This is a genomic window from Streptomyces sp. NPDC048612 (genome assembly GCF_043199295.1).
In the GTDB taxonomy this organism is placed as follows: Bacteria; Actinomycetota; Actinomycetes; order Streptomycetales; family Streptomycetaceae; genus Streptomyces.
The window spans coordinates 612,335-635,678 of sequence record NZ_JBICVV010000001.1 but is presented as its reverse complement, the minus strand read 5'-3'; the positions used below and the strand labels follow the sequence as shown (position 1 = coordinate 635,678).

The 23,344-nt window shown below is 71.0% G+C and carries 18 protein-coding genes; 4 read left to right on the top strand and 14 right to left on the bottom strand.

Translation table 11 applies throughout. The features are described from left to right. The first annotated feature begins 147 nt into the window (after positions 1-147). Positions 148-789 carry a hypothetical protein gene (locus ACGFN2_RS02620; RefSeq protein WP_393356973.1) on the top strand — a complete coding sequence of 214 codons (642 nt, stop codon included), beginning with the start codon at positions 148-150 and terminating at the stop codon, positions 787-789. Between the two features lie 23 nt (positions 790-812). Here the strand turns inward: ACGFN2_RS02620 and ACGFN2_RS02615 are convergent, their stop codons facing one another. Then, complete coding sequence (locus ACGFN2_RS02615) at positions 813-1,349, bottom strand: FABP family protein (protein WP_393356971.1); 537 nt, start codon at positions 1,347-1,349, stop codon at positions 813-815. 396 nt (positions 1,350-1,745) lie between these two features. Here ACGFN2_RS02615 and ACGFN2_RS02610 point away from each other — a divergent pair, with 396 nt between their 5' ends. Next, entirely contained in the window at positions 1,746-2,207 is a 462-nt protein-coding gene (locus ACGFN2_RS02610; RefSeq protein ID WP_362609374.1) for a MarR family transcriptional regulator, read from the top strand. Positions 2,208-2,326: 119 nt separating this feature from the next. Here ACGFN2_RS02610 and ACGFN2_RS02605 read toward each other — a convergent pair whose 3' ends face one another. From ACGFN2_RS02605 to ACGFN2_RS02585, 5 genes are all read right to left on the bottom strand, one after another. Further along, positions 2,327-3,160 (bottom strand): hypothetical protein, encoded by an 834-nt coding sequence (locus ACGFN2_RS02605; protein ID WP_393356968.1) that lies wholly within the window; start codon positions 3,158-3,160, stop codon positions 2,327-2,329. Further along, entirely contained in the window at positions 3,142-4,260 is a 1,119-nt protein-coding gene (locus ACGFN2_RS02600; RefSeq protein ID WP_393356965.1) for a phosphopantetheine-binding protein, read from the bottom strand. Before ACGFN2_RS02600 ends, ACGFN2_RS02605 begins: the two co-directional genes overlap by 19 nt. A 333-nt stretch (positions 4,261-4,593) precedes the next feature. Further along, entirely contained in the window at positions 4,594-6,093 is a 1,500-nt protein-coding gene (locus ACGFN2_RS02595) for a cryptochrome/photolyase family protein (RefSeq protein ID WP_393356963.1), read from the bottom strand. Between the two features lie 198 nt (positions 6,094-6,291). Continuing rightward, positions 6,292-7,539 (bottom strand): NAD(P)/FAD-dependent oxidoreductase, encoded by a 1,248-nt coding sequence (locus tag ACGFN2_RS02590; protein WP_393356961.1) that lies wholly within the window; start codon positions 7,537-7,539, stop codon positions 6,292-6,294. Between the two features lie 536 nt (positions 7,540-8,075). Next, positions 8,076-11,663, bottom strand: coding sequence for a BTAD domain-containing putative transcriptional regulator (locus tag ACGFN2_RS02585; RefSeq protein ID WP_393356959.1), 3,588 nt, complete (start codon positions 11,661-11,663; stop codon positions 8,076-8,078). Positions 11,664-12,540: 877 nt separating this feature from the next. Here ACGFN2_RS02585 and ACGFN2_RS02580 point away from each other — a divergent pair. Further along, positions 12,541-13,377 (top strand): BTAD domain-containing putative transcriptional regulator, encoded by an 837-nt coding sequence (locus ACGFN2_RS02580; RefSeq protein WP_393356957.1) that lies wholly within the window; start codon positions 12,541-12,543, stop codon positions 13,375-13,377. A 132-nt stretch (positions 13,378-13,509) separates the two neighbouring features. Further along, on the top strand, positions 13,510-14,787 hold the full coding sequence (locus ACGFN2_RS02575) for a cation:proton antiporter (RefSeq protein WP_393356955.1): 1,278 nt from the start codon (positions 13,510-13,512) through the stop codon (positions 14,785-14,787). Between the two features lie 256 nt (positions 14,788-15,043). Here ACGFN2_RS02575 and ACGFN2_RS02570 read toward each other — a convergent pair whose 3' ends face one another. The 8 genes from ACGFN2_RS02570 to ACGFN2_RS02535 all read right to left on the bottom strand — a co-directional run bounded on the left by ACGFN2_RS02570 (position 15,044) and on the right by ACGFN2_RS02535 (position 23,235). Continuing rightward, positions 15,044-15,580, bottom strand: a complete 537-nt coding sequence (locus tag ACGFN2_RS02570; protein WP_393356953.1) for a putative immunity protein — start codon at positions 15,578-15,580, stop codon at positions 15,044-15,046. A 58-nt stretch (positions 15,581-15,638) separates the two neighbouring features. Next, positions 15,639-16,322 carry a nitroreductase gene (locus ACGFN2_RS02565; RefSeq protein WP_362602048.1) on the bottom strand — a complete coding sequence of 228 codons (684 nt, stop codon included), beginning with the start codon at positions 16,320-16,322 and terminating at the stop codon, positions 15,639-15,641. A 113-nt stretch (positions 16,323-16,435) separates the two neighbouring features. Further along, on the bottom strand, positions 16,436-18,052 hold the full coding sequence (locus tag ACGFN2_RS02560; protein WP_393356950.1) for an MBL fold metallo-hydrolase: 1,617 nt from the start codon (positions 18,050-18,052) through the stop codon (positions 16,436-16,438). Further along, on the bottom strand, positions 18,049-18,573 hold the full coding sequence (locus tag ACGFN2_RS02555; protein ID WP_393356948.1) for a hypothetical protein: 525 nt from the start codon (positions 18,571-18,573) through the stop codon (positions 18,049-18,051). The genes ACGFN2_RS02560 and ACGFN2_RS02555 overlap by 4 nt, the downstream gene beginning before the upstream one ends. Next, positions 18,570-19,634, bottom strand: a complete 1,065-nt coding sequence (gene speB, locus ACGFN2_RS02550) for an agmatinase (RefSeq protein ID WP_362602040.1) — start codon at positions 19,632-19,634, stop codon at positions 18,570-18,572. The genes ACGFN2_RS02555 and speB overlap by 4 nt, the downstream gene beginning before the upstream one ends. Continuing rightward, the gene (locus tag ACGFN2_RS02545) at positions 19,631-20,719 is read right to left on the bottom strand and encodes an isocitrate/isopropylmalate dehydrogenase family protein (protein WP_393356946.1); all 1,089 of its coding nucleotides are present in this window, start codon (positions 20,717-20,719) and stop codon (positions 19,631-19,633) included. The genes speB and ACGFN2_RS02545 overlap by 4 nt, the downstream gene beginning before the upstream one ends. A 3-nt stretch (positions 20,720-20,722) precedes the next feature. Next, the gene (locus ACGFN2_RS02540) at positions 20,723-21,991 is read right to left on the bottom strand and encodes an aconitase/3-isopropylmalate dehydratase large subunit family protein (protein ID WP_362602035.1); all 1,269 of its coding nucleotides are present in this window, start codon (positions 21,989-21,991) and stop codon (positions 20,723-20,725) included. Continuing rightward, positions 21,988-23,235, bottom strand: coding sequence for a hypothetical protein (locus tag ACGFN2_RS02535; RefSeq protein ID WP_393356944.1), 1,248 nt, complete (start codon positions 23,233-23,235; stop codon positions 21,988-21,990). The genes ACGFN2_RS02540 and ACGFN2_RS02535 overlap by 4 nt, the downstream gene beginning before the upstream one ends. Positions 23,236-23,344: the final 109 nt, after the last annotated feature.

Below are 23,344 nucleotides of genomic sequence, written 5' to 3'. Positions count from 1 at the left end.
ATCTCGACGCCACCCATGCACTGAGCTTCACTGGTCCATCCCCGTCCGGCGACGAGGCCGATGCGGGCAGGGCCGGAAAGCCGGCGCCGGACTCATCCATGGTTGCGGCGGCCAGGAGCGCCTTCGGATGAGGGTTTCATGGAGCCTATGACTGAACCAAAGGCACCTGATGTTGAGCAGGTCCTGAAGCGCAATGCCGAACTGCTGAAGCGGCATGTCGCCGGACGCCTCGCCGTCGCGCTCTCTCTGATGGCGCTGCCGTTGGTGCTGACCTCGCTGGGGGCGCCGAACACCCTCTTCCTGGTGCTGCCCATCCCGTTCGGCATGTGGGTGCTCGTCTTTCTGGCACTCAGGGTCGGCCATGGGCGACGCTTGAACGTGTGCAGGAAGGTGCTGCACACCTATCCGCTCGAATACCGAACGCGAGTGGACAGGAAGGCGGGAGACAGGAACGGGGACGAGTGGAAGTACCTCGGCACTCTTCACACGATCAAAATCTCCAGCCGCGGCCGGCACGGCGCCCCTCGCATGCGAGCCATCAACGCCACGACGGTGCGGCGCTGGCCCAAGGGTGCCGAGGACGGCGGCGTTTGGTTCGCCGGTGATCCGCTCTTCGGCGGCGTCATGGTCGTCCCTGGCAGCAACGCCATGATGTTCATGCAGCCCGCGAACTGGGAGAAGTCCGCCCAGGAGCGCGCGCAAGCCGACGCCGCCCGGATCGCACGGGCACAGCAGGCCGGCATCACTGAGCTGATCGAGCGCGACCCGAACATCACTGGCTGGGTGTAGCGCTAGGCGCGTTCACAACACGCCTAGCTTCGGTCCGTGCGTCGAAGCTGTACCGACAGGTGGTGTTGCAGCGGCTGGCCGACCGCCGCGAGGTCGTGGACGAAGCTGAGCGTGCCTTCATCGGTCAGGGTGTAGCGGCGGCGGGTGGCGTTGACTTCCTTGGCGGTGGGGGTGAGCGCCACCTCATGGGTGCTGAGGTCGGCCACACCGTCGGCGGCACGGCCGACCAGGATCTCGGCAATGCCCGTGGGCTGGGTGATCAAGGCTTCCACGCGACCGTCGGGCTGCAGCCGCCACCAGCCGCTCTCCCGGGCCGACGGCCGCAGTGGGGTGCCGTCCGCATCGAGCAGCCAGGCGCGCGACTCGTAGTGGAGAAAGGGACGCCCGTCGTGACTGAAGGTGACCTCCTGCGCGTACGTGAACTCCTCGGGAAGCGTCGGGTATCCGCCGCTGCCCCGGCCGACCCAGGTGCCCAGGAACCCGGTCAGCGGGGCGAGCAGTGCGTGCGGCGCGGGCGCTTCGTTCGGGCGCAGGGCTTCTGGATCGAAGTCGGTATCCATGGTGATCAGTATCCACAGGGGCAGCCGGGGAGCGTGCAACGGCTCCAGCGGACACCGCCACCGACCGGGCCGAGTTCATCTCCCGCCGGGCTACCGTCGAGACTCGGAGCGAGAACCTACGCGTTGGCGGCCCGAAAGCTCTCCGTTGGTACCGAATCAGGCGGGCAGCCCGCCACGACGTCGATGTCTTCGGTGGTTGGTGACACGGGAAGGGGAGACTTCGGGCGTCCCTCTGCGGAGCGGGGAAAGCCAACGGCCTGCGGGGTCTAGGCTGTCTCCGAAATCATCGCCTGGTCATCGTGTGGCTGCACCCCGATCGATGGCCATCGGGCCCCGGCCGTCTCCGGGGCGCTCCCAGAACGATCACGATGAACGGCTGGAGTATCGGGTCCCACCATGCCGCCCCAACGCCCCGGGAACGCGCTTCCTTTCCTTCTGCTGACCACGTTTCGCACCCTGATCGAGGAGCTGCACGTGCGCCTTGCCGATCTGGGCCACCCCGATCTGCGCCCGGCCCACGGCATCGCCATGCAAATGATCAGCCGGGGCGGCAGCATCTCTGACCTCGGGAGGAGGCTGGGAGTGTCCAAACAGGCTGCCAGCAAGACGGTGGCGAGCCTGGAGCGCCTCGGCTACGCGCAGCGTTGTCGGAACGCCACGGATCAGCGTCAGATCCAGGTCGCTCTGACGGAGCGCGGCGTGGAGGCGCTCAGCCTGTCCGGCCAGCTCCTGAACCAACTACGCGATGAGTGGGCCACGACAGTGGGTGAGCGCGAGATGGGCTCGATGGAGGACACGCTGGCTCAGCTTGGCCGTCCAGACGGCTTTGAGCGGATCGTCGGGTGGCTGGGGGGCTGACCACCACCCGTCGGACGGGGCGGAAGAAGCCTGTGGGCCGCTCCGGGGACCGGCCGCGGTATGCGCTGCCGGTGTGGCTCACGGATCGTGAACCACACCGGCAGATGGCAGGCCGGACTTCAGTTGGCCCAGGCAGGAGCTGTGGCCCCACTCGGCGCCGTACGTTTCACGAACTTCTCCAACGTGAACGTCAGGTCACCGGTCGAACCGTAGCGAGAGCACATCTGGGTCGGGTAGTACCCGGACACTTCGACCGCGGGCGTCTGGGGTATCGACCGGCACGCCGCTGACGGCTTCGTCTCGACGATCCAGTCCTTGTTCACTACCGGCTCCCAGAAGCTGACGTGCCCATCCCAGGTGCCGTAGGCGAACGCCTGGGTGAACGGGTCTCCGTTGGCCGGAGCCGCGTTGGGGTCGATCAGGTGATTGCCCATGCGGCCGGCAGCTCCGGGCAGTCCCCAGCCCTCGGGCCCGTAAGGCGCCGGAACCGCCTTCTTCGCCTTCGCATCGTCATCGCAATTGATCACGAGGTTGCACGGCCCGGTCCTTATCTGATTCCGCGCCGAGAAATCCTGGATGAAGAAGTGCATGTCGAAGTGCGGCTTGTCGAAGACATGCGTGGGACCGTGCCCGTGCATCTGCCAGTTGAACATCAGCCACTTGAAAGGCAGACCGTCGAGCTTGGGGAACCACAGGTCACGCTCATGACCGCTGGCGCAGTCCGTCTCCAGGCTGATGCCGTCGCCATCCTTGTCAAAACATGTCTGGCCGTCGTGCATCGGCGCTGTCGGCAGCGACTTCATGGCAGCGCCGTCGACCCGAACGGCCAGAGTCTTGGGATGGTTCGCGGCGTCTGTGGCGTACAAGGTTTCGACAAAGCCGTTGCCGAGCGCGACTTTGTTGAACGGCTTGAGGGCCACTGTGCCGTCGTCATTCAGTGCTCGCCGTGCCACTCGAAGAACTTGAAGGGCTCGTCCACGGGGGCCTCGGTCATGCGGTTCGCGTACGTCGAGATGGTGTAGACGCCCAGCCCGAGCACCACCTCGAGTGCGTTCCTCTGCGTGTAGCCGGCGCCGAGGAACGCCTCCATCTTCTGCGGCTCGACGTGTCCGTGTCCCTCCATCACCGCAAGGGTGAACTCCCGCATGGCCTCCAGCTTTGAGTCCGACAGTGGCTTGCGGGCCCGCAGGGTCTCGACGAGGTCCGCGTCGGCGCCCTGGCGCGTCAGGATGGAGGAGTGCATGGCCACGCAGTAGTGGCACTCCACCTTGGTGGCCATGGTGAGAATGAAGACCTCACGCTCGAGCGGGCTCAGGGTGGTCTTGTTGAACAGCGCGTTGCCACTCATGAATCCCGCAAGCAGCTCCGGAGACTCTGCCATCAGCTTGATCGGCGACGGCAGGAAGCCAAATCCCTTGTTGGTGTTCTCCATGATGGGCCGCGAACCCTCCGGTGCCGACGAGAGGTCATGGCTGGTGAACGAGGTCATGATGGTTACCTTTCCGAACTGCCTCATCCGGTCGGAGGAGTTGCCGACCGGGGGTCTGAACTCGATTCGGTCGCCGTGTGCAGGGGTGTGCCGCCCAGGGCGCGATGCCGCGCCGTATTCGTTCCAGATGCTTCCGACGGAGACTCCGGTCGCGCTCAGCCGCGTGGCCATGGACACGACCGCAAGTGGCTCGCCCATACCCTCGCCGACGGGCTGAAGAGGTGAAACGTGGTTGTCGCGGTAGTCGCGGCTGTCGGACACCACAGCTGCGGCAAGCCCGTTCACCGTCGGAAAGGCCCACAGTGTGGCGACCGGGAGATCTCGGCCGAGCTGACGACCTAGGTGGCTGACCATGGCAGCAGCGGCCTGCGAGCCGAGGCCGAGGGAGGAGAAGGTCGCGTCGCGGTCAACTTCGGCCGCCGACAACCTCAGTTCCTCGTCCAGGTACTCAACAATCCAGTTTGTGACGTCGGCGGCCGTCCACACTGCAGAGGCGCCTGCCATGCTCCCGATGTCCGATAACGAACCGCTTTTTCGAGACTGATCCCCAATGGAAACAGACATGTTGAGTTATCCCCCGTAATCGTCAACCAGGTTGACGTTAGCAGGCTTGGCCTCGAAGGGCGGGGTTAGCGTGCTCGTGCGGTCTTTGTGGTGAGTTCGTGTGCACTACATGGAGGCTTGCGCATCCGGTCGGCGACTGCCGCGACCTGCCCAATTGCGCCTCACAGGTCACACAGGAGCCACTCGCCACCAATGCAAGTGACCTCAGTCACATCCCCCCGGGGGGGGGAGGCATCTGACTTGGGGCCCGGGCAGGCCGTCCTGTCGTCCTGGTCGGACCAAGGCCCGGTGCCGGCATGAACCCCGTATGTCACGGCCCGTCGGACGCACCCCTCACGGCGGCCCGTCGCCGCGTGCTCGTTCCTGGCGGCGGAGTTCGGAGAGGTCGGTGAGGCGGTCCAGGCCGTGTACGGCGCGGGCGGTGCGGTGGTTGTGTTCGAGTCTGGGGCGGTGGCGGTCGAGGAAGGTCCAGTAGGCCGCGGTGTAGGGGCAGGCGTGTGGGCCGGTGCGGTCGCCTGGGCGGTAGGGGCAGGGGCGGCACAGGTCGCTCATGCGGTTCACGTAGGCGCCGCCGGAGGTGTAGGGCTTGGTGGTCATGCGGCCGCCGTCGGCGTATTGGGACATGCCGATGACGTTGGGGACCATCACCCAGTCGTAGCCGTCGACGAAGCAGCGGTGGAACCAGTCCGTGACGGCGGCCGGCTCCCAGCCGTGCTGGAGGGCGTAGCTGCCGAGGATCATCAGCCGGGGGATGTGGTGGGTCCATCCGGAGTCGCGTACCTGGGCCAGCACGGTCCGGAGGCAGCGTGCGCGGACGTCGTCCGCGTCGAGGTCGTTCCACCAGGCGGGCAGCGGGGCGGTGTGCCGGAGCGCGTTCGAGTGCCGGTACTCCTCGCCGAAGTACCAGTAGAGCTGCCATACGTACTCGCGCCAGCCGGCGATCTGCCGGACGAAGCCCTCGACGCTGTTCAGGGGTGCCCGGCCCGCGCGCCACGCCGCTTCGGCCTGTTCGACGCACTCGGCGGGATCGAGCAGGCCGAGGTTGAGCGCGGCGGACAGCAGGCTGTGGCTCATGACGGGGTCGGCGGCGAGCATCGCGTCCTCGTACGGGCCGAACGTGGCGAGCCGGTGGGCGAGGAAGCGTCGCAGGGCTCGTCGTGCCTCGGCTCGGGTTGCCGGGAAGAGGCGCGGCCCGTCCCGTCCGACGAAGGACACCTCACCGTCCCTCTCCCAGCGGTCGAGGTCGCGGCGGACCTCTTCGTCGATCTCGTCCTCACGCGGCCGGTAGGGGGCGGGAACCGGCAGGGAAGGTGTGCGCGGCGGGGGCTCCCGGTTGTCGTGGTCGTAGTTCCACCGGCCGCCGGCCGGCGCGTCACCGTCCATCAGCAGGTCATGGCAGCGTCGCACCCACCGGTAGAAATCCTCCTGGCGCAGCCGCTCGCCGCCGCGCTCGTCCGCCCATGCGGCGAAGTCGTCCATGGGCACCAGGAATCCACGCGCGGGGCCCATGGTGACCTGTGGCAGGGAGCGCACGAGCTTCACTGCGGCGTAGGAGGTCGGATGGTGCACGGTCAGCCGCTCGCCGCCGCCCACCACCCGTTCCAGCGCCTCCCGGTAGGTGTCCGCGCGGACGTAGGTGACCCGGTCACCGAGTTCGGCCGCCCGGTGACGCATGGCGGAGAGCACCAAGTGGGCCTTGGCACGGTGGAAACGCCGGCGCCGGAACACCGACCGGGCCTCGATCATCAGCAACGGTTCCTCGCGTGTGGGACCGCTGTCCTGCGAGGGCCGCAGGAAGTGCGGTCCGAGCTGGTCGCCGAAGAGCCAGTGCATGCGGGGTTCCTCCGTTCCGTCCGGGCTGTCGCGGCGGCGGTGGGCGGGATCGCCGCGGGTGGACCTCTGCGGCGGTTGCCCCCGTTGTCCCGTCGTCTCGTCTCGTCTCGTCTCGTCTCGTCTCGTTGCGGGGCAGGGCGGGGCGGGGCGGGCAACGTGCGTCTCCCAGGCTGTCCGTGCCGGGCACGGGCGACGGTCTCAGCTGCCGCGGAGGTCTGCCAGCACCTCCCGGGCGGCCCGGCTGCCCGAGGCCAGAGCGCCCTGCACCGAGCCGGTCGCCCGGTGGTCACCGCAGACGTACCGTCCCTTGGTGAAGCGGGTGCTGCGGCTGGTCGGCCACGGCGGGCGCATCGCGGGCAGCGCTTGCTCGACGGTGTACGTCGCCACGAGCTGCCAGGGCGCGGTGTCCGTGCCGTACAGCTCCGCCAGACGCCGACGCACCGCGGTCTCGGCGCCCGGCGGATCACCGCCGAGGACGGAGGTCGACACCAGGGCGGTGCCGGGAGGTGCGTAGGTCGTGGTGACCTCGGTGAGCACGCAGGTGTTGAGCACGGCCAGGGTGCTGTCGACCATGAGGGTCGGTTCCCGCAGGGGCGGGGTCTCGGCCGCGTGGTAGTAGGTGGTGACGGTCCGCCCGGGTGGCACGGGCAGGCCGGGAAGCAACCCGGAGGCCGTGACGGCGTCCGTGGCGACGACCACCACCTCGGCCGGGCGTTCGGTGCCGTCCCGCAGCAGTACTCCGTCATCAGTGACGGCCGCGACAGGGGACTCAAGCCGTACGGTGCCCGCGGGCAGCCGGCCGGCCAGGAGGCGTGGCACGCTGCCGATGCCCTGCGCGGGCAGGCAGAGCGTGCCGCGGGCCATACTGCGCCACACCAGATGGAAGAACCGGGCCGATGTCTCCAGTTCCTTCTCCAGGAACACGCCGGCGAGGAAGGGCCGCAGCAGTTCGTCCACCGCTTTTGCCGACAGGCCGCTTCCGGCGAGTGCGTCGGCGGTGCTGCGGTCCCCGCCACGCTTGAGAAGGGCTGGAGGGGCCAGCATGTCCCGGGCGGTCAGGGCGGCCAGGGCCGCGAGGTCACGTGCGCCCAGGACGCGACCGGGCAGGAGGCTGCCCGCCTCGCGTGGCCGCCGGGTGGGGTCCGTGATCCGCGCGACGCCCGACGGGGTGTGGGCCAGCACGCCGGGGGTGAACGGCCGCAGCCGCAGTTCCCGCAGCGGCAGGCGGCGCTTCACCTGCGGATAGGCGGTGTTGAACACCTGGAAGCCACGATCCAGAACGAAGCCGTCCCGGCGGTCCGTCCGCATACGGCCACCGACCTCGTCACCCGCTTCATACAGTTCCACGAGCAGGCCCGCACGACTGAGGTCGAGCGCACAGGCCAGGCCGGCAAGCCCGCCCCCGATGACGACGGCGTCCCGGCGCCGGCTCCACTGACCTGCCATACGTGGTCTCCTTCGCTTCCGTCAGCCGTGACCGGCACACGGGGAGCGATGCCCTTGGGCCAGGTCGTGAGCCACGTGAACCGGGTGCGGATCTCTGGATCTCCCGGATCTCCCGGGCCTCCCTGTGGAAGCGGTGGCCTCTTCGTTCGGGCCGGCACCGTGCGCTCCGGCCGGCGGCACGGGAACACCGGCCGGTGAGAGAGCCGGCCGACGGGCGCGGCACGCACCCCGCCCGCCGCGGTGATCGTCCCGCCTTCCCGCCCGGGAGTGTGGGTGCCACGCCCGACACTCCCGCCCGGCACTCATGCCCGGCACTCACGCCCGCCACTCGGCATGAGGGGCAAGGCCGGGCGCACCGGTGGGGGCCTGCGGACAAGGAGCCGTGCGTTCATGCGTGGATAGCTGTATTACGCAGTTGACGTAGGGGAGGGAGGGGGACGGGGCAGTGGGAGGCGGGGGCGCCACGGCGGCGGGCGGCGGGGCGGCCGGCCGTGTCAGCGCCCCCGGGGCCGTGGGCACCTAGGGGCTCGTCTCCCTCAGCCGGCCTCCACCGCCTCCGTGGCGCCACGGCCCAGGAGGTCGTGGAGGAGGCGGGTGGCGGGGAGTTCCGGGTGGAGGTAGACATGTTCGTCGCTCTGGCCGACGGCTGCGAGGAGGGAACGGAAGGTGGTCCTCGCGTCCTCGGTCCGTCCGGCGCGGTGCTGGGCCTGGCCGAGGAGGCCCAGGTGGAGGGGGCGGCGCAAGTGGGTTCTGGAGGCGCGGAGTTCGGCGAGGGAGGCGTACATCAGGGTGAGGCCCTCCTCCTGGCCGGTGTGGGTGAGACCCCAGCCCTCCAGGACGCCGAGCATCGCCTTCCAGTAGAGCAGTCCGTGTTCGTCCGCCAGGCGGACCCCCTCGGCGCCGGAGGAGCGGGCCCGGCGGGCATCGCCCTCCCAGGCCGCCACGACCGCGTCCACGTAGAGGGCGAAGGAACGGTCGGAGGGCCTGCTGTCGTACTCGGTCAGGCGCAGCAACTCGCGGCGGCGTGCCGCGGCGGCGGTGCGGTCGCCCATGAGCCAGTGGGTGAAGGTGTCGTAGGAGCGGCAGGAGACGCGCGGGTCGTGCTGGAAGGTGCGGGCCAGGGAGTGGCCCTCGCTGGCGTACCCGTCCGCCATCGCGACGCCGTGTTCCAGCTCGGCGAGCGCCTGCCGCAACTGGCCGCGTACGTGCAGGACGATGCCCTCGCCGTAGGCGGCGCCGAGCACCGCCACCGGCTGGCCGGACCGGTCGGCGAGGTCGCGGAGCAGGCCCGAGAACTGGCGTGAGGCGTCGTAGCGGCCGGTGACGATGTACGCCGCGCACAGGGCCCAGAGCACCGACGGGTCCTCGGGGGAACCGGTGGCCGCGCTGAGGGCCCATCCGCGGGCGAGTGCCGTCTCGGCCTCGGCATGGCCGTAGCCCCGGGTGGTGGCCAGCACCTGGCCGAGCTGGACGTGCAGCCGCTGGTTCAGGGAGGCGGCCGAGGGGTCGCCGGGCGGCAGCAGGCCGATCAGGTGCACCGCGCGGCGCAGCCAGGTCTCCACTTGTTCGTAGGCGAGTTGCTGCTCCGCCTGCTCGGCGGCGCGCAGCAGCAGGGGCAGTGTCTCGGCGGTCGGCAGTGCCGTCTTGGCGTGCCAGGCGTGGTGGGCGACCCGCTCGATCTCCGCGTCGTCCACCTGCCCGAGCCTGCGGGCGGATATCCCCTCGGCGACCCTCGCGTGCAGCCGCTGGCGGTCCTCGCGGGGAAGGTCGTCGATCAGGGTCTCCTGGACCAGGGCGTGGGTGAAGTGGAGCCGCTCCGGGTGGTGCGGGTCCTCGCCGAGCAGCCCGGCCCGGATCGCCGACTCCAGTGCCGTGGCGACCGGTTCGTCCTCGGTGGCGGTGCGCTGCAGCAGATCGGTGTCGACCTCGGTGCCGATGACGGCGCACAGCCGCAGCACGCGCAGCACCGGCTCGGGCAGTGTGGCGAACCGCTGGTGCAGGGCCTCGCGGACGCCCGTCGGGACGCGGGTCAGGAGCACGTCCACCGCGTCGGGCCGGCGCAGGCTGCGCGCATCGCCCAGGAGGGAGAGCAGCTGCATGACGAAGTACGGGTTGCCCTCGCTGCGGCGGTGCAGCACCTCGACGACTCTCGCGTCGACGCCGGGGCCGGCCTGGGCGACGACGAGGGCGGCGACGGCGTGCCGGGAGAGGCCGCCGAGCCGCAGGGTCTCGGTCCTGGGGCCGCGCAGGATCTCGGAGAGCATGCGGCGCAGTGTCGCGTCGGACTCGGCCTCGTACTCGCGGGCGGTCAGCACGATGCAGAGCGGGTGCCCCTGGCTGCGGGTGCTCAGCAGTCTGAGGAGGTCCAGGGAGGCGGTGTCGGCCCAGTGCAGGTCCTCCATGAGCAGGACCAGCGGGCGCCGGGCGGCGAGGGCGAGCAGGACCTCGCAGACCGCGTCGTGGGTGAGGAACCGGGCGCGGCCCCAGTCGGATTCCGGGGCCGGTGCGCTGGGCCGGGCCGCGCGCTCGGGCAGCAGTGGGGCGAGCAGGGTGCCGAACGGCTCCGCCACCTCGCGGAAGTCCTCCGGGCGGGTGGTGGACAGCCGTCTGAGGATCTGGGTCCAGAGCCAGTAGGGCGGTACGCCCTCGCCCAGGAAGCAGTGGCTCCAGATCACCTCCAGGCCGGCATCGGCCGGACCGTTGTGACCGGCACCGTTCTGGCCGGCGCGGGCGGCTCCGAGCCGGGGGGCGAGTTCGAGCAGCAGACGGGTCTTGCCGACGCCGGCGGGGCCGAGGACGCCCGCCACATGACCGAGACCGGCGAGCGCGCCCGCCGCCGCGGCGGTCAGGCGCTGTAACTCCGCGCTGCGGCCGGTGAACGGTGACTGGGTGCCCGGCCCGCCGCACACCGGCCGTATGGTCTCGGTGCCCGTTCCGTGCTCCCGGGCCTTCGCTTCCTGACCGGGTCGACCGCCGTACCCCGAATCCGCGCTGGCCGAGCGGGAGTTCGCGGGAGCCGGCCACGGGTCCGTGGCCGTCGGCACCGGCGGGTGCGCGGGTCCCGGTCCGGGCGGGGCGCCGTCCGCTCCCGCTCGGTCCATGGCCGTGTGTCCGGCTCTCCCCGGCCTCGCGGGCGGCGCGCCGTCCTGGAGTACGACGTCGTCACCGTGCGGGGCGAAGGGCCCGGCCGGAGCCGCCGGTGCCCTGCCGGTCCGGCCGGACGCCTCGGCCGCTGCGGGCGGCTGGGACACCTGCGCCGTGTGCGGCGGGCGTGCTTCCGTCCCTCGTGCCCATACGCCCTCGTCCGCCGGGGCGGCTCCGGTCGCCGTGGCTCCCTGGGCGGGCCCTGCGGGTTCGGGGAGACCGGGGCGTGGGCCCGCGGTGGGCCCGCCCGCCCCTGGTTCCTGGCGCAGGATCGCGGTCCTGACCCTGCGGAGTTCGGCGGCGGTGCCCACGCCGAACTCCTCGTCCAGGTGGGCGCGGGTGCGTTCGTACGCTTCGAGCGCCTCGGCCTGCCGCCCGAGCCGGGACAGCGCCGTCATCAGGTGGCCGACCAGGCGCTCGCGCGCGGGGTGGAGGCGGGCCTCGCGGTCGAGGTCGGCGGCGACCTCCTGGGCCTCGCCGAGGGTGAGCCGGGCCTCGGCGCAGGACTCCACGGCGGTGAGCCGGACGTCTTCGAGCCGTGAACTCTCGTCGCTGAGCGGGGGATGGTTGTCGAACTCCGCGTAGGGCGAGCCCCGCCACAGGGAGAGGGCCGCCGTGAACCGGTCGCGCGCGGCGCGTGGTTCGCGGCGCTCCAGCAGCCGCCGCCCGTCGGCGATCAGGCGCTCGAAGCGGCAGGTGTCGATCTGTTCGGGGGCGAGTTCCAGGACGTAGCCGGGCGCGCGGTGGCGCAGCACGGTGGGGCGGCCGGGTCCGGAGACGGGCTGGAGCGCGCGGCGCAGGTGGGAGACGTGGCTCTGGAGCGTGGCGACGGCCTGACGCGGGGGTTCCGCGCCCCACAGCTCCTCGATGAGCAGTTCCGTGGGCACCACACGCCCCAGGCGTATGAGAAGCAACGCGAGCAGGGCCCTGCGGCGTGGCGGACCGAGTGGGAGGTCGCTGCCGTCGTGGTGCGCCGACATGGGACCCAGAACACTCAGCAGGAGGGATGTCCCGTGCGGCCCGGACTCGGGGGCCGGAGTGGTCGGGGGCGAATTCGGCGTCAGGGATGAAGGCATATCGCTCCCAATCTTTCTCGCACGCGCAATCGTGCCGGCAGGTGGGGTGGCGCCGGGCGGCCGGTGCCCTACCGAAGCGGAGCCTTGCATAGAGGACGAAGCGTTCCAAGATCATCCTCACCGGCGGCAAGCGAACGGCAAGGAGTCCGCAGGGGTTTCGGCAAGGATGGCCAGAAAACGCCGCAGCGAACGGCAGGAATCAGGCAGCGTCCCGGCCAGACCGCCGCAAGGGGCATGCCGCAGGATGCCCGTCATCGGAAACCACCTGAACGGGGAGGGCGAGGTCGGGCCCGCGGTGGCGCCTTCACGGTGACCGCCGGGCCGACCTTCACCAAGGCAGCCTGGCGACGGGAAGGAGTAGCGGTCCGATGCGCGACGGAGCACTCGGGGGGACCTCTGCGGGGACGGTGCCGGGCGGGAAGCACTCCGGGGTGAGCGCCCTCCCGAACTCCGCCTCCGCGACAGCTCCAAGAGGCCCCGGATGGTGCGCACCACCTTCAACTTCCATTTTCTGGGCGGCTGTTCGAGACAAAGTTACGGCGTCGGTCCGTAACTTCCTTACGGGCATGGCGAGTTGGCTGGACCTACTCGACGCCCCGAAGGCCGCACTTGCCTCGCGGGGCGGAGTCGGCGGCCGCCGCCGCTGTCCGCATCCCTCGGCACCCCTCACGGCATGGCCCAGACCGGCCCTTCGTCACTGACGCGACGCCACTCCCCCACACACCTCTTCGATGCCGAATTCGCATGCCCATGAGGCATGCCATGCGAAGGGTCCAGTTCCGTGCACTATGCAATTCTCGGGCCGCTCCACCTGGTCGTCGACGGCGAACCGCGCTCCATGCGCTCCCGGAACCTGGCGATCATTCTGGCCACTCTTCTCGTGAAGGCGGGACACATCGTCACCGTCGACGATCTCATCGGTGAGGTATGGGCCCAGCCGCCGCAGCGGGCACGCGACGCGATTTACGTACACATCTCCAAGCTGCGCCAACAACTCGGCGACACCTCACAGAGCGACGTGATATGGAGCCAATTCCCGGGGTATCTCATGCGTCTCCACGGCGAGCAGCTGGATCTCCAGTCGTTCCACCGTCACCGGATCGACGGCCACCGCAGCATGGTGAACGGCGACTACAAATCGGCGGCACGCGACTGGAAAGCCGGGCTCTCGCTCTGCCGTGGCACGCTGCTCGGCGGGGCCTACTCGGGGCCGATCCTCGGCAGCTTCGACTCGTGGGTGCAGCAGTCCCGCGCGGACTGTGTCGAGCTGACCGCCTGGTCACAGCTCAGCGCCGGTCTGTGCCACGAGGTGATCGACTTTCTCTCGCTCCATCTGACGCGGTATCCGCTGAACGAGATCCTGTATCAGCAATTGATGCTGGCGTTCTTCCTGTCACGCCATCGCGCCCAGTCCCTCAGGGTTTTCCACCGAGCCTGTCAGGTCCTTTCCGACGAGGTCGGTATCAGTCCGGGCGGAGATCTGCGGACGGTTCAGGACATCGTCCTGTCCGATGACCTCGGCCGGGCCAAGCGCGTCATCGCGAGCGCCGTGGCCTCGCGCGTGAGCAGCCTGCGGTCGTCGGGAGAGCTGCGCCGTGAGCCCAGTTCGGTCGATTAGTACGGCGCGGGCGACATTTCCGGGGCCACCGGCACCAGCCACCGGTCACCGGCCCACCAGCCACCAGGAATTGCCGAGAAAGGAAAGGGAGACCGTGATGTTCTTTTCCCTCCGCACCGTTGCGGCGGCGCGATGAGCGCCCCGGACGCCAGCTCGCTGCTGCTCGCGCTCGCCGTGCTCGTCCTCGTCTGCCAGGCGATGGCGGGGCTCGCCCGTCGCCTGGGCCAGCCCTCCGTGGTCGGGGAGATCATCGGCGGTGTGCTCCTCGGACCGACGTTGTTCGGGGGCAGACTCACCGACACGCTCTTCCCGGCCGACATCCGCCCGCTGCTCGGCGCCTTCGCGAACATCGGGGTCGCGCTGTTCATGTTCCTGGTGGGGCTTGAGTTCGACCGGCGCGTCGTACGCCGGCAGGCAGGTGCGATGGGCTGGCTGGGCATCGGGGCGTTCGTGGTGCCGTTCGGGCTCGGGGCGCTGTTCGCGTTCTGGCTGCTCGACGCTCACCCGAGCCGGCAGCCCGCGGTGTTCGTCGTCTTCCTCGGCACGGCCATGGCCGTCACCGCCTTCCCCGTCCTCGCCCGGATCATCGTCGACCGCGGCCTGCTCAACAGCCGGATCGGCGGGCTGGCGCTGGCGCTGGCGGCCGTGGGCGATGTGATCGCCTGGACGGTGCTCGCCGTCGTCGTCGCCGTCGTCGGGACGGACGGGCACTCCTGGCGTCTCCTCCTGCTCCTCCCCTATGCCGCGACCATGGTGTTCCTGGTCCCGCGGCTGCTGCGCAGCCGGGCGGTGTGCCGGCTGCCGCAGCGGGCGGTCGTGCTGCTCGTGCTGGCGGGCGTGCTCGCCTCCGGTGCCGCGACGGAGTGGATGGGACTGCACCTGATCTTCGGAGCCTTCCTGTTCGGTCTCGTCGTCCCCCGCACCGGGCTGCCCGGGGGGTTCCGGGAGGGACTGGGGACCTCCGTCGAGCCGCTGGCGTCCTTCCTCATGCCGATCTACTTCGTGGTCGCCGGGTTCCGGGTGGATCTCTCGTACCTCGATGCCGCCGCGCTCGGCGAGCTGGTGCTGATCCTGCTGGTGGCGAGCGGCGGGAAGCTCCTCGGCGTCTACGGCGCGGCACGGGCCGCCCGCCTCGACCACCGGTCGTCCATGGGGCTCGCCACACTGATGAACGTGCGGGGCCTGACCGAACTGGTACTGCTGACGGTCGGCCTCTCCCTAGGGCTCCTGGATTCCGGCCTCTACTCGCTGATGGTCGTGATGGCGGTCGTGACCACCATCGTGTCGGGACCGCTCCTGCGCGCGAGCATCGGCGCGCCGGCGGAGGGCGAGGACACCCTCGGCGCACGGGTCCCGGCGTCGAGGCCGCGTACGGAGGACAGCGGGCATCCTCCGACACGGCAGCCGTAGTGCGAACGGCCGGGCCCCGGTCTCGGCCAGGCCTTCCCCGGCCCCGAGGCAGAGGTGGCCGCTGCCGGGGAACGGTCGGGTCGGCCCGGTGCCCGGTGGCCGTCGGCCTGCTCGGTGAACTTCCGTGCGGTGCACCCCCGTTGTCGTGGCGTCGTCGGTCTCGTCTTCAGCGCGGCGGCCGTGCTGCTCGTTCTCGCCACGCGGGACACCGCACCACGCCCCGCACCGTCGAAGGGCGCCGGCCGCTCACCCTCCCTCAGCCGGACGTGCGCAGGGCGGCGTCCAGGGTGCTCATGAGGTGGGCCACGCGGCTCTTGCCGTGTGGGGCGGCGGGATAGCGGCTCAGGATGTCCTTCAGGAGCGGGGTGGCGCGTTGGCGGGCCTGTTCGATGGCCTTTTCTGCGGCGTCGGGGACGTCGGCGGTCAGCTCGGCGACGCGCGCCGCGCAGGCGGCCGCGCGCAGGATGTGGCCGACCTGGGTGGCCTTGGCGAGCGGGTGCAGGTAGGCGGCGGCCGCGGCGTCGCCGGCGGCGCGGGCCGCGAGACAGGCGGCCTCGGTGTCCGCCTCCTTCGCGGCGCGGTGGGCGTCCAGCGAGGTGACGCGCTGCAGCGTGGTCCTTCGTGCGCCGTTCACGAACTCCCAGGCCGCGTCCACGGCCGCGCGCGGCCGTGGATCGCCGGGAAGGGCCGCCTCGAACACCGGAAGGACGTCCTGAGCGCTCTCCGCGGCGTAGCGCGCCACGGCGCGCAGCTCGTCCGTGGTCAACTCGAAGTCACCGGTTGCGGCTGTCATGTACCGATTCTTTCATCGGCGCAGGGCGCCCGGGGGCCGCTCGGTCACCCGGCTCCGTTCACTCGTGGAACCGGGTGGTCTCGGTGAGCGGTGCGCGGGGGACGGCCGGCATGGTGGCCACGGCCTCCGGCTCGGGGTAGCCGAAGGAGACGCCGAACAGCAGCTTGTCGGTGGAGGGGCCGAGGACGGAGCGGACGGCGTCGGCGTAGAAGCCGAGCACGCCCTGCGGGCAGCTGGCGATGCCGTGGGCCGTCATGGCGAGCATCAGGGTCTGTGCGTAGATGCCGAGGTCGGCCGCCATGCGTTCGTCGGCGTCGGCGGGGACCGAGAGCAGCGCGACATGCGGCGCCCCGTAGAAGCGGAGCCCCGCGAGGAACGCCCGGCGCCGCGCGGCACGGTCGTCACGGGCGACGCCCAGCGCTTCGTAGGTGAGGGCGCCGGCCGCGTAACTGCGCTCCGCGGCCGTCCCGGTGTACGGGTGCAGCGGGAAATCGGGGCTCGGTTTCCCCGCTTCGGCGGCCCGGACCAGGGCCTCGCCGAGCCGTTGGCGGGCGCCGGAGCTGAGGACGTCGACGGACCAGGGCTGGGTGTTGGAGTGTGACGGGGCCGAGGCCGCCAGGTCGAACACCGAGGTGATCACCGCGTCCGGGACCGGGTCGGGTCGGTAGGCACGGACCGCGCGCCGGCCACGGATGAGCCGTTCGGCCACCTGCGGCTCCAGAGAGGTTTCGAGAGAAGTCACGACCACTCCTTTCTGTGGATGCGTCGCACCGGTCGGCTGCGACGGTGATCCGCGCCGGGCACGGTCCGTTTCACCTGCGGGTCACACCGGCGGGGCGGTGCGGATGTGCCCCGTCACCACGGCAGGTCGCAGGAGCCGTGCAGGCGCTGCGCCTCGATCCCCCGGGCGCGACAGGCCGCCACGAACCGCTCGGCCGCCTGCACCGGCACCGCGTTCTCGTCAAAGGTGGTCGTCGTCAGGTACCAGACCCAGGGCTCGTGTCCCATGGCGTACACATAGGCCCGGCCGCACCCCAGTGCCTCGGCGAGGGCCATGGCGCCGAGGTCGTCATTGCCGTTCAGGCGCCGGCGCACGGCCATCTCACGCGCCGGCTCCTGGGTGAACAGCGGACCGTAGAGCCAGGTCAGCGGGGCCCCTTCGCATTCCATGCCCAGGAAGAGCACATCCACCTCGCCGATGGCCCGCCGCACATGCGCATAGGCGTCGGGGTCCACGGTGGCGGTGTCGGCGGCGAAGAGCACGGACCTGCCGTCGGACTCCAGCAGCCAGGCGGACTTGGCGATGGCGAGGTCGCCGTGCTCGCCGAAGAAGGGCACGGCGGTGATCCGGCCCATCGCCGTGTCGGTCTGCTGCAGCTCGCCGAGTTCGATGACCCGGGGGAAGCCCGCGGCCTCCAGCGCCAGCCGCAGCGACGGGTCCTGGAGCGACCCCGCGTCCGACCGGGGCACGACGATCGTCCCGATCCGGGTGCGCAGGCGCAGCAGCGACTCCAGTACCAGGTGGTCCTGGTGGCCGTGCGTGATGAGGACGTGGTCGATGTAGTCGGGCAGATCGCTGTCGGTCAGGCGGGGGCCGGCGCCGGGGAACGCGGGTGGGAGCAGCGGGTCCACCAGGACCGCGCCCCGGTCGTTCTCGGCCAGGACGCAGGCGTGTCCGAGGTAGCGGATGCGCGGCTCCCGTACGGGTTCCCTGCGCGCGGCCGTCGCGGGGGTCTCGGCCTCGGCCTCGGTGAAGTAGCGCGCCAGCCGCGCCGCCGCGTCGGGGGTGAGTTCCAGGGCCTCGGCGACCTCGCCGAACGGCCTCGGGGTGCGCAGTGTCGAGAACATGACGTCGACGCCGGGGTGGTGGAAGGGCACCGGCAGCACGGTCCGCTCGTCGGTGTCGAGACGGGGTGTGGAGAGGGCGAAGGGGCGGCGGTCGGCCCGGAGGGGTTCCAGCGCGAGGGCCTGCCCGTCGGTCGACGCGTAGTCACTTCGGTACAGCAGCGCCTCGATCAGCCGGAACGAGGCGTTGTCCTGGAGGTCGTAGACCAGCTCCACATAGCCCTTGAGGGGCTCCGGCACGAGGGGGTAGAGCCCTTCGAGCGGTACGCCGGGGCCGGCCTTCGCGAGCAGTTCCTGGAGCTCGTCCACCGCGCCGTCGAATTCCAGCAGCCGCGCGGCGCGCCGCCGGGTCGTCTCGATCAGGGCCTCGACGTCCGCCGAGCGGTCTCCGTCGCCGAGGTCCATGAAGGGACCGCCGGCCAGCGCCGGTGTCCGGGACGATCGCTGGTGGACCGCCGGGGATGCCAGGTACGAGGTCATGATCGGCAGCTGGCGGCGGGCGATGTTGCGCGCCGCCGTGCCCGGCGAGAGCAGGTGCGACCAGGCGTACCAGTGGTCGATCAGTGGCTCGGCCACGACGTCGGGGCGCAGCGCAACGGGGCGGCTGCTGTGCGGAGTTGCTGTCATCGGACGCGCCTTCCCTGTCCGGCCCGGACTCGGTCGAGGGTGTAGGGGGTGAGGCCGCCGCGGTCGACGATGCCCTGGAGGGCCCCGAGGTCGGCGAACTCCATCTGACGGTCCGCACAGGTCACGACCCGGCGGGAGACATCGACACGGACCGGTGCACCGGTGATCGACTCGTCGAAGCCGTGGTCGACGACGACGGGAAGCAGCAGGCCCATGTTGACGCAGTTGCGGAAGAAGATGTTGCCGAAGGACTTGGCGATGACCACGCGGGCCCCGGCGTGGTGCAGCGCCTGCGGGGCGGTCTCGCGGCTGGAGCCACAGCCGAACTCCGTCCCGGCGAAGATCACCGTGTACGGCGAACTGCCCGTCTCCGGATCGACGAACGGCGTCTCGGCCGGGTAGTCGACCAAGGCGATCCGTGCGAGCTGCTCCGGCCCCTCGTAGGGCTCGAAACGGCCCGGACTCATCACGTCGGTGTCCACGAAGTCCCCCACCCCGTAGGCGAGGCCACTGATGATCACGACGGCATCCCTCCCTTGTCGGCTGACGTGGCGCGGCGTTTCCACGCCATCCCCGCCAGCACTTCCAGCACCACCCGGTTCGCGAGATAGGCCGTGATCTCCCCCGGCCCGTCGTAGGGCGGCGAGAGCTCGACGATCTCCGCGCCGACGAGGTCGGTGCGCTGGGCGCAGATCCTTACGGCGTCGAGCAGTTCACGGCTGGTCAGCCCGCCCGGTTCGGGCGTCCCCGTCGCCGGGGCCATGCCCGGGTCGACGACGTCGATGTCGATCGTCAGGTACAGCGGGGTGTCCCCGAGTTGTCCGAGGACCTCGTCCAGGCAGGCGTCTAGGCCGCGGGAGCGCAGCTCGGACATGGTGACCGAGCGCACCCCGAGCCCGGCGGCCCATTGGAGCGTGCGCGGTCCGGGCCAGTACCCGCGCAGTCCCATCTGGACGAACCGGTCCCCCGGCACGGTGCCGGACTCCAGGAGGCGGCGCATGACGGTGCCGTGTCCGTACTTCGCTCCGAAGTCGCTGGTGTCCCCGATGTCGGCGTGGGCGTCGAAGTGCAGCACCGAGAAGCTTCCGGCGCCGCGCCGGCCGGCGATCCCGCGCATCGTCGGCCAGGCGATGCTGTGGTCCCCGCCGAGGGTGAAGGGGATGGCCCCGGCGGCGACGACCTCGCTCACCGCGCGTTCGAGGAGCTGGTGGGCCCGCTCGGTCTCCCCCGGCGGGGTCGGCACGTCCCCGGCGTCCACGATCCTGAGTTCGCTGAACGGGTCGATGCCGAGGCTCATATGGGGGCGGTAGGGGACGTGCGGCAGGTAGTCGGTGCGGCGGATGGCCTGGGGGCCGAACCGGGTTCCCGGCCGGTGGGAGGTGGTTCCGTCGAAGGGCGCGCCGAGGATCACGACATCGGCGCCGGCGTAGCCCGCGGGGCTCTGCTCGCATCGCGGCAGTCCGAGGAAGGTGGTCTCCGGGCCGAACACCCCGCGGTAGTCGGCGCGGCGCACCGCGTCGTCGTAGTCCTGTGGTGCGTCGCCGTCGGGTGCGCCCGGTCCGCCGGGCGTGGGTGGGGTCATCGCGCAGTCGCCTCCTCCGCCACCACGGCGTCGAACGCGTCGCGCACCGCGGCGGCCATCTCGTCGGTGGTGCAGGGCGGGTTCCCCGGCCCGGCGATGTCGGGGGTGCGGTGGGTCTCGACGGCCCGCTCGACGGCGGTGGCCAGGAAGTCCGCCCAGCGCGGTGCGCCGAAGGTGTGGCGCAGCATCAGCTCCACGGAGCCGATCGTGCCGAGCGGGTTGGCACGTCCGGTGCCGGCGATGTCGGGGGCCGTGCCGCCGACCGGCTCGTACAGCGCGAACCCGGTGGGGCTCAGCGTCGCCGACGGGAGCAGCCCGAGCGATCCGCACACCGCGCCGGTGATCTCGGAGAGCACGTCGCCGAACAGGTTGCTGGTCACGAGGACGTCGAAGTCGGCGGGCCGCAGGACGAGTTGCATCGCCATCGTGTCGGCGAACATGTCCCGGATCTCGACCTTCGGGTAGGCCGGCGCCTCCTCGGCGAGGACGTCCAGCCACAGCCCGAAGACATCGGGGATGGCGTTCGCCTTGTGCACCAGGGTCAGGCGGCGGCGCCGTGTCTCGGCGTGCTGGAGGGCGCACCGCACGATGCGGCGGATCTCGTCCTCCCGGTAGTACATCTCCTGTCCGGCCCACCGCTGTCCGGCGTCGGACCCCGTCCGGCGTCGCCCGTAGTAGACGTCCGAGACGAGTTCGCGCACGAGCAGCAGGTCGACACCGGCGAGCCGCTCCGGCCGGAGCGGCGAGACCTCGCCCAGCGCCCGCAGCGGGCGGGCCGGGCGGAGGTTGGCGAACAGGTCGTAGCGGCTGCGCAGTTCGCCGATCGGCTCGTCCGCGGTCGCGCCGAACAGGACCGCGCCGTGCGGTGACGCCGCGACCTGGTCGAGTTCGTCGCGTACCGCGTCGGGCAGCCACTGCCCGGTGCGCTCGTACGCCGGGAGGCCCACGGCGTGCTCGCGGATCGTGGCGGGCAGTCCGGCGCGGTCGAGGACGTGCTCAAGGATCTGGCGGGCGGCGCCCACGACCTCCGGTCCGATGCCTTCGCCGGGGAGGATGAGTACCGTCGGTTCCGTTGTCGGTGTCATCGGCTACTCCGTGATCCGGCCGGCGAGCGCGCTGCGCGCGGCCACGATCGGGGAGGCCAGGTAGACGGAGGACTTGGGGTTGCCCATCCGCCCGCGGAAGTTGCGGTTGGTGGTGGACAGGCAGACCTCGCCGTCCCCGACGACCCCGCCGTGTGCGCCGTAACACGCCTTGCAGCCGGGCGACTCGACGACGGCGCCGGCGGCGAGGAGCGTGGCCATCGTGCCGGACAGGGCCAGCCGGCGGTAGATCCCCATGGTGGCCGGCACGATCATGAGCCGTACTCCGGGCGCCACGTGCCCGCCGGCGAGTTCGGCCGCGGCTATCTCGATGTCGTCGTACTTCGCTCCGGTGCAGGACCCGATGTAGACCTGGTCCACCGCGATGCGGTCGGCCATCGCCTCGTCGATCGAGTGCACGTTGTCCGGCCGGTGCGGGTAGGCGACGGCGGGGCGCAGCTTCTCGGCGCGGTACTCCAGGCGCCGGGCGACCGGGGCACCGGGGTCGCTGGTCACCGGCTCGTAGGCGACGGTACGCGGCCGGGCGGCGAGGTAGTCGGCGGCGGCGGGCGACAGGGACATGATCCCGTTGACCGCGCCGGCCTCCACGACCATGTTGCACAGCGTCATCCGCTCCTCGACCGACATCGTGTCGATCGTGGAGCCGGTGAACTCGATCGAGCGGCCCGAGGCACCGCCCATGCCGAGGTCGCCGATCAGGGTGAGGATCACGTCCTTCGCCAGGACGCCCGGCGGGAGTTCGCCCTCGATACGGACCTCGATGGTCTCCGGGACCCGGAACCACAGATCGCCGGTGTAGAAGGCGTTCACCATGTCGATCATGCCGACGCCGGTGCCGAAGGCGTTGAACGCCCCGTAGGTCACCGAGTGCGAGTCGGTGCCGAGCACCACGGTCCCGGGCTGGACGAGTCCCTCCTCGCACATCATCACGTGGCAGATGCCGTAGTTCTCGCCGTAGGGGTAGTGGTGGGTGATGCCCTGCTCGGTGGCGAATTGCGTCATGCCCGCGGCGAGCCGGCGTGACTCGGCGTCCTTGGCCGGCACGAGGTGGTCCTCGAAGAGGGCGATCCGGCCGGGGTCCCACACGGTCGCGTCCGGGCCGAACGCGGCGCGGAACTCGCGGCGGAGGCCCTCGCACACCGGGTCGTGGGTGAAGGCCATGTCGATGCCGACCTCGACGATCTCCCCGGCGACCACATGGTCCCGGCCCGCGGCCCGCGCGAGGATCTTGGCGGTCATGGTCTGCGGGGTCATGCCGGCGTACCTCCGACGTCGAGCAGTTCACGGATTTCCGACGGTTCCAGCCAGCGGTCGCCTGAGCGCGCGCGGGCCAGTACCGCGTCGACGTTCCGGTCGTCGATCAGCGCCCCGACCGAGGCGAGCGCCTCGCGGGCGGCGGCGCGGCCGCTCGTCGGCCCGACCATGATCGACTGGCTGCGTCCGAGCGCCGCGGCGGGCACGCTGGAGAACACCAGGTCCTCGGCGTCCCGTCCCCAGCGCCGGGCCTTCACCAGGGCCGCGACATGGGTCCCGGTGCAGGTGGCGAAGGCCTGGTCGCCGATGAGGGGGGCGTTGGGCCGCACCGGGGTGCCGGTCGCCTCGGCGAGCCGACGGCAGTGCGCGACCACCCGGTCCATCCGGTAGCCCTGATGTCCTGCCTGGTAGAGGTACATCAGGACCGATTCGAGCGCGGTGTTACCCGCCCGCTCCCCCAGGCCGAGGAAGGCGCCGCTGAGGGTGTCGGCCCCGGCCTCGGCGGCCGCGAGGGCGTTCGCCACCGCGAGCCCCCGGTCGTCGTGGCCGTGCCACCAGATCTTCACCTCTGCGCGGTCGGCGGGCGGCAGCGCGGCCGCCGCCTGCTGTGCGGCGGCCCGCACCGTCCGCACGATGTGTGCGGCGCCCCCGGGTGTCGACTCCCCGACGGTGTCGCAGACGGTGAGCACCTCCGCCCCGACACCGACCGCCGTGTGCACCATCTGCTCAAGTTCCCCGGGCGGGGTGCGGGTGGCGTCCTCCAGGCTGACGCCGAACCTGGTGCCCTCCGCACGGGCCGCCGACCCGGCGTCCGCGATGCGGTCGAGCACGCTCTCCAGCGTCCAGCCCTCGATGCGCCGCCGCAGCGGGCTGCACCCGACGAAGAAGTCGGCCCACACATCCCGGTCGGTGCCGCGGTTGACCGCGGTGACCGCGGCGATGCTCGCCGGGTCGGCCAGCGCCAGGAAGCGCGGAACCATCGGGATACCGCGGCGGTCGAGGTGCTCGACGAGCTCGGCGGCCTCCGCACGGGCGTCCGGCGAACTCGACGGAAATCCGAGCATGGCCGCCTCGACCCCGATCGCCGCGGAGGACTCGACGAGCGTTTTCTTCACATCGACGGGCGGGTGGTGCACAAAAGCACCCTGTAATCCGTCCCGCAGGCTGTCGTCTTCGATCCCGACATGGCCAAGGCCGCCTGAGCGCGGATTCCAGGTGAACAATTCCTCGGTACTCCCAGACATCACTCCACCTCTGATCGAGACCGGCCAGACAGCCGGGCCGCGCACCGGTCCGGCCGAAGAGAAAAGCAACGGGCAGGAACGGTCTACCAGATCAGCGCAGCCGCACACC

Coding starts and splice junctions, on each gene's coding strand:
- ACGFN2_RS02620 (WP_393356973.1), top strand. CDS start 148: ATGACTGAACCAAAGGCACCTGATGTTGAGCAGGTCCTGAAGCGCAAT.
- ACGFN2_RS02615 (WP_393356971.1), bottom strand. CDS start 1,349: ATGGATACCGACTTCGATCCAGAAGCCCTGCGCCCGAACGAAGCGCCC.
- ACGFN2_RS02610 (WP_362609374.1), top strand. CDS start 1,746: ATGCCGCCCCAACGCCCCGGGAACGCGCTTCCTTTCCTTCTGCTGACC.
- ACGFN2_RS02600 (WP_393356965.1), bottom strand. CDS start 4,260: ATGTCTGTTTCCATTGGGGATCAGTCTCGAAAAAGCGGTTCGTTATCG.
- ACGFN2_RS02595 (WP_393356963.1), bottom strand. CDS start 6,093: ATGCACTGGCTCTTCGGCGACCAGCTCGGACCGCACTTCCTGCGGCCC.
- ACGFN2_RS02590 (WP_393356961.1), bottom strand. CDS start 7,539: ATGGCAGGTCAGTGGAGCCGGCGCCGGGACGCCGTCGTCATCGGGGGC.
- ACGFN2_RS02585 (WP_393356959.1), bottom strand. CDS start 11,663: ATGTCGGCGCACCACGACGGCAGCGACCTCCCACTCGGTCCGCCACGC.
- ACGFN2_RS02575 (WP_393356955.1), top strand. CDS start 13,510: ATGAGCGCCCCGGACGCCAGCTCGCTGCTGCTCGCGCTCGCCGTGCTC.
- ACGFN2_RS02570 (WP_393356953.1), bottom strand. CDS start 15,580: ATGACAGCCGCAACCGGTGACTTCGAGTTGACCACGGACGAGCTGCGC.
- ACGFN2_RS02560 (WP_393356950.1), bottom strand. CDS start 18,052: ATGACAGCAACTCCGCACAGCAGCCGCCCCGTTGCGCTGCGCCCCGAC.
- speB (WP_362602040.1), bottom strand. CDS start 19,634: ATGACCCCACCCACGCCCGGCGGACCGGGCGCACCCGACGGCGACGCA.
- ACGFN2_RS02545 (WP_393356946.1), bottom strand. CDS start 20,719: ATGACACCGACAACGGAACCGACGGTACTCATCCTCCCCGGCGAAGGC.
- ACGFN2_RS02540 (WP_362602035.1), bottom strand. CDS start 21,991: ATGACCCCGCAGACCATGACCGCCAAGATCCTCGCGCGGGCCGCGGGC.
- ACGFN2_RS02535 (WP_393356944.1), bottom strand. CDS start 23,235: ATGTCTGGGAGTACCGAGGAATTGTTCACCTGGAATCCGCGCTCAGGC.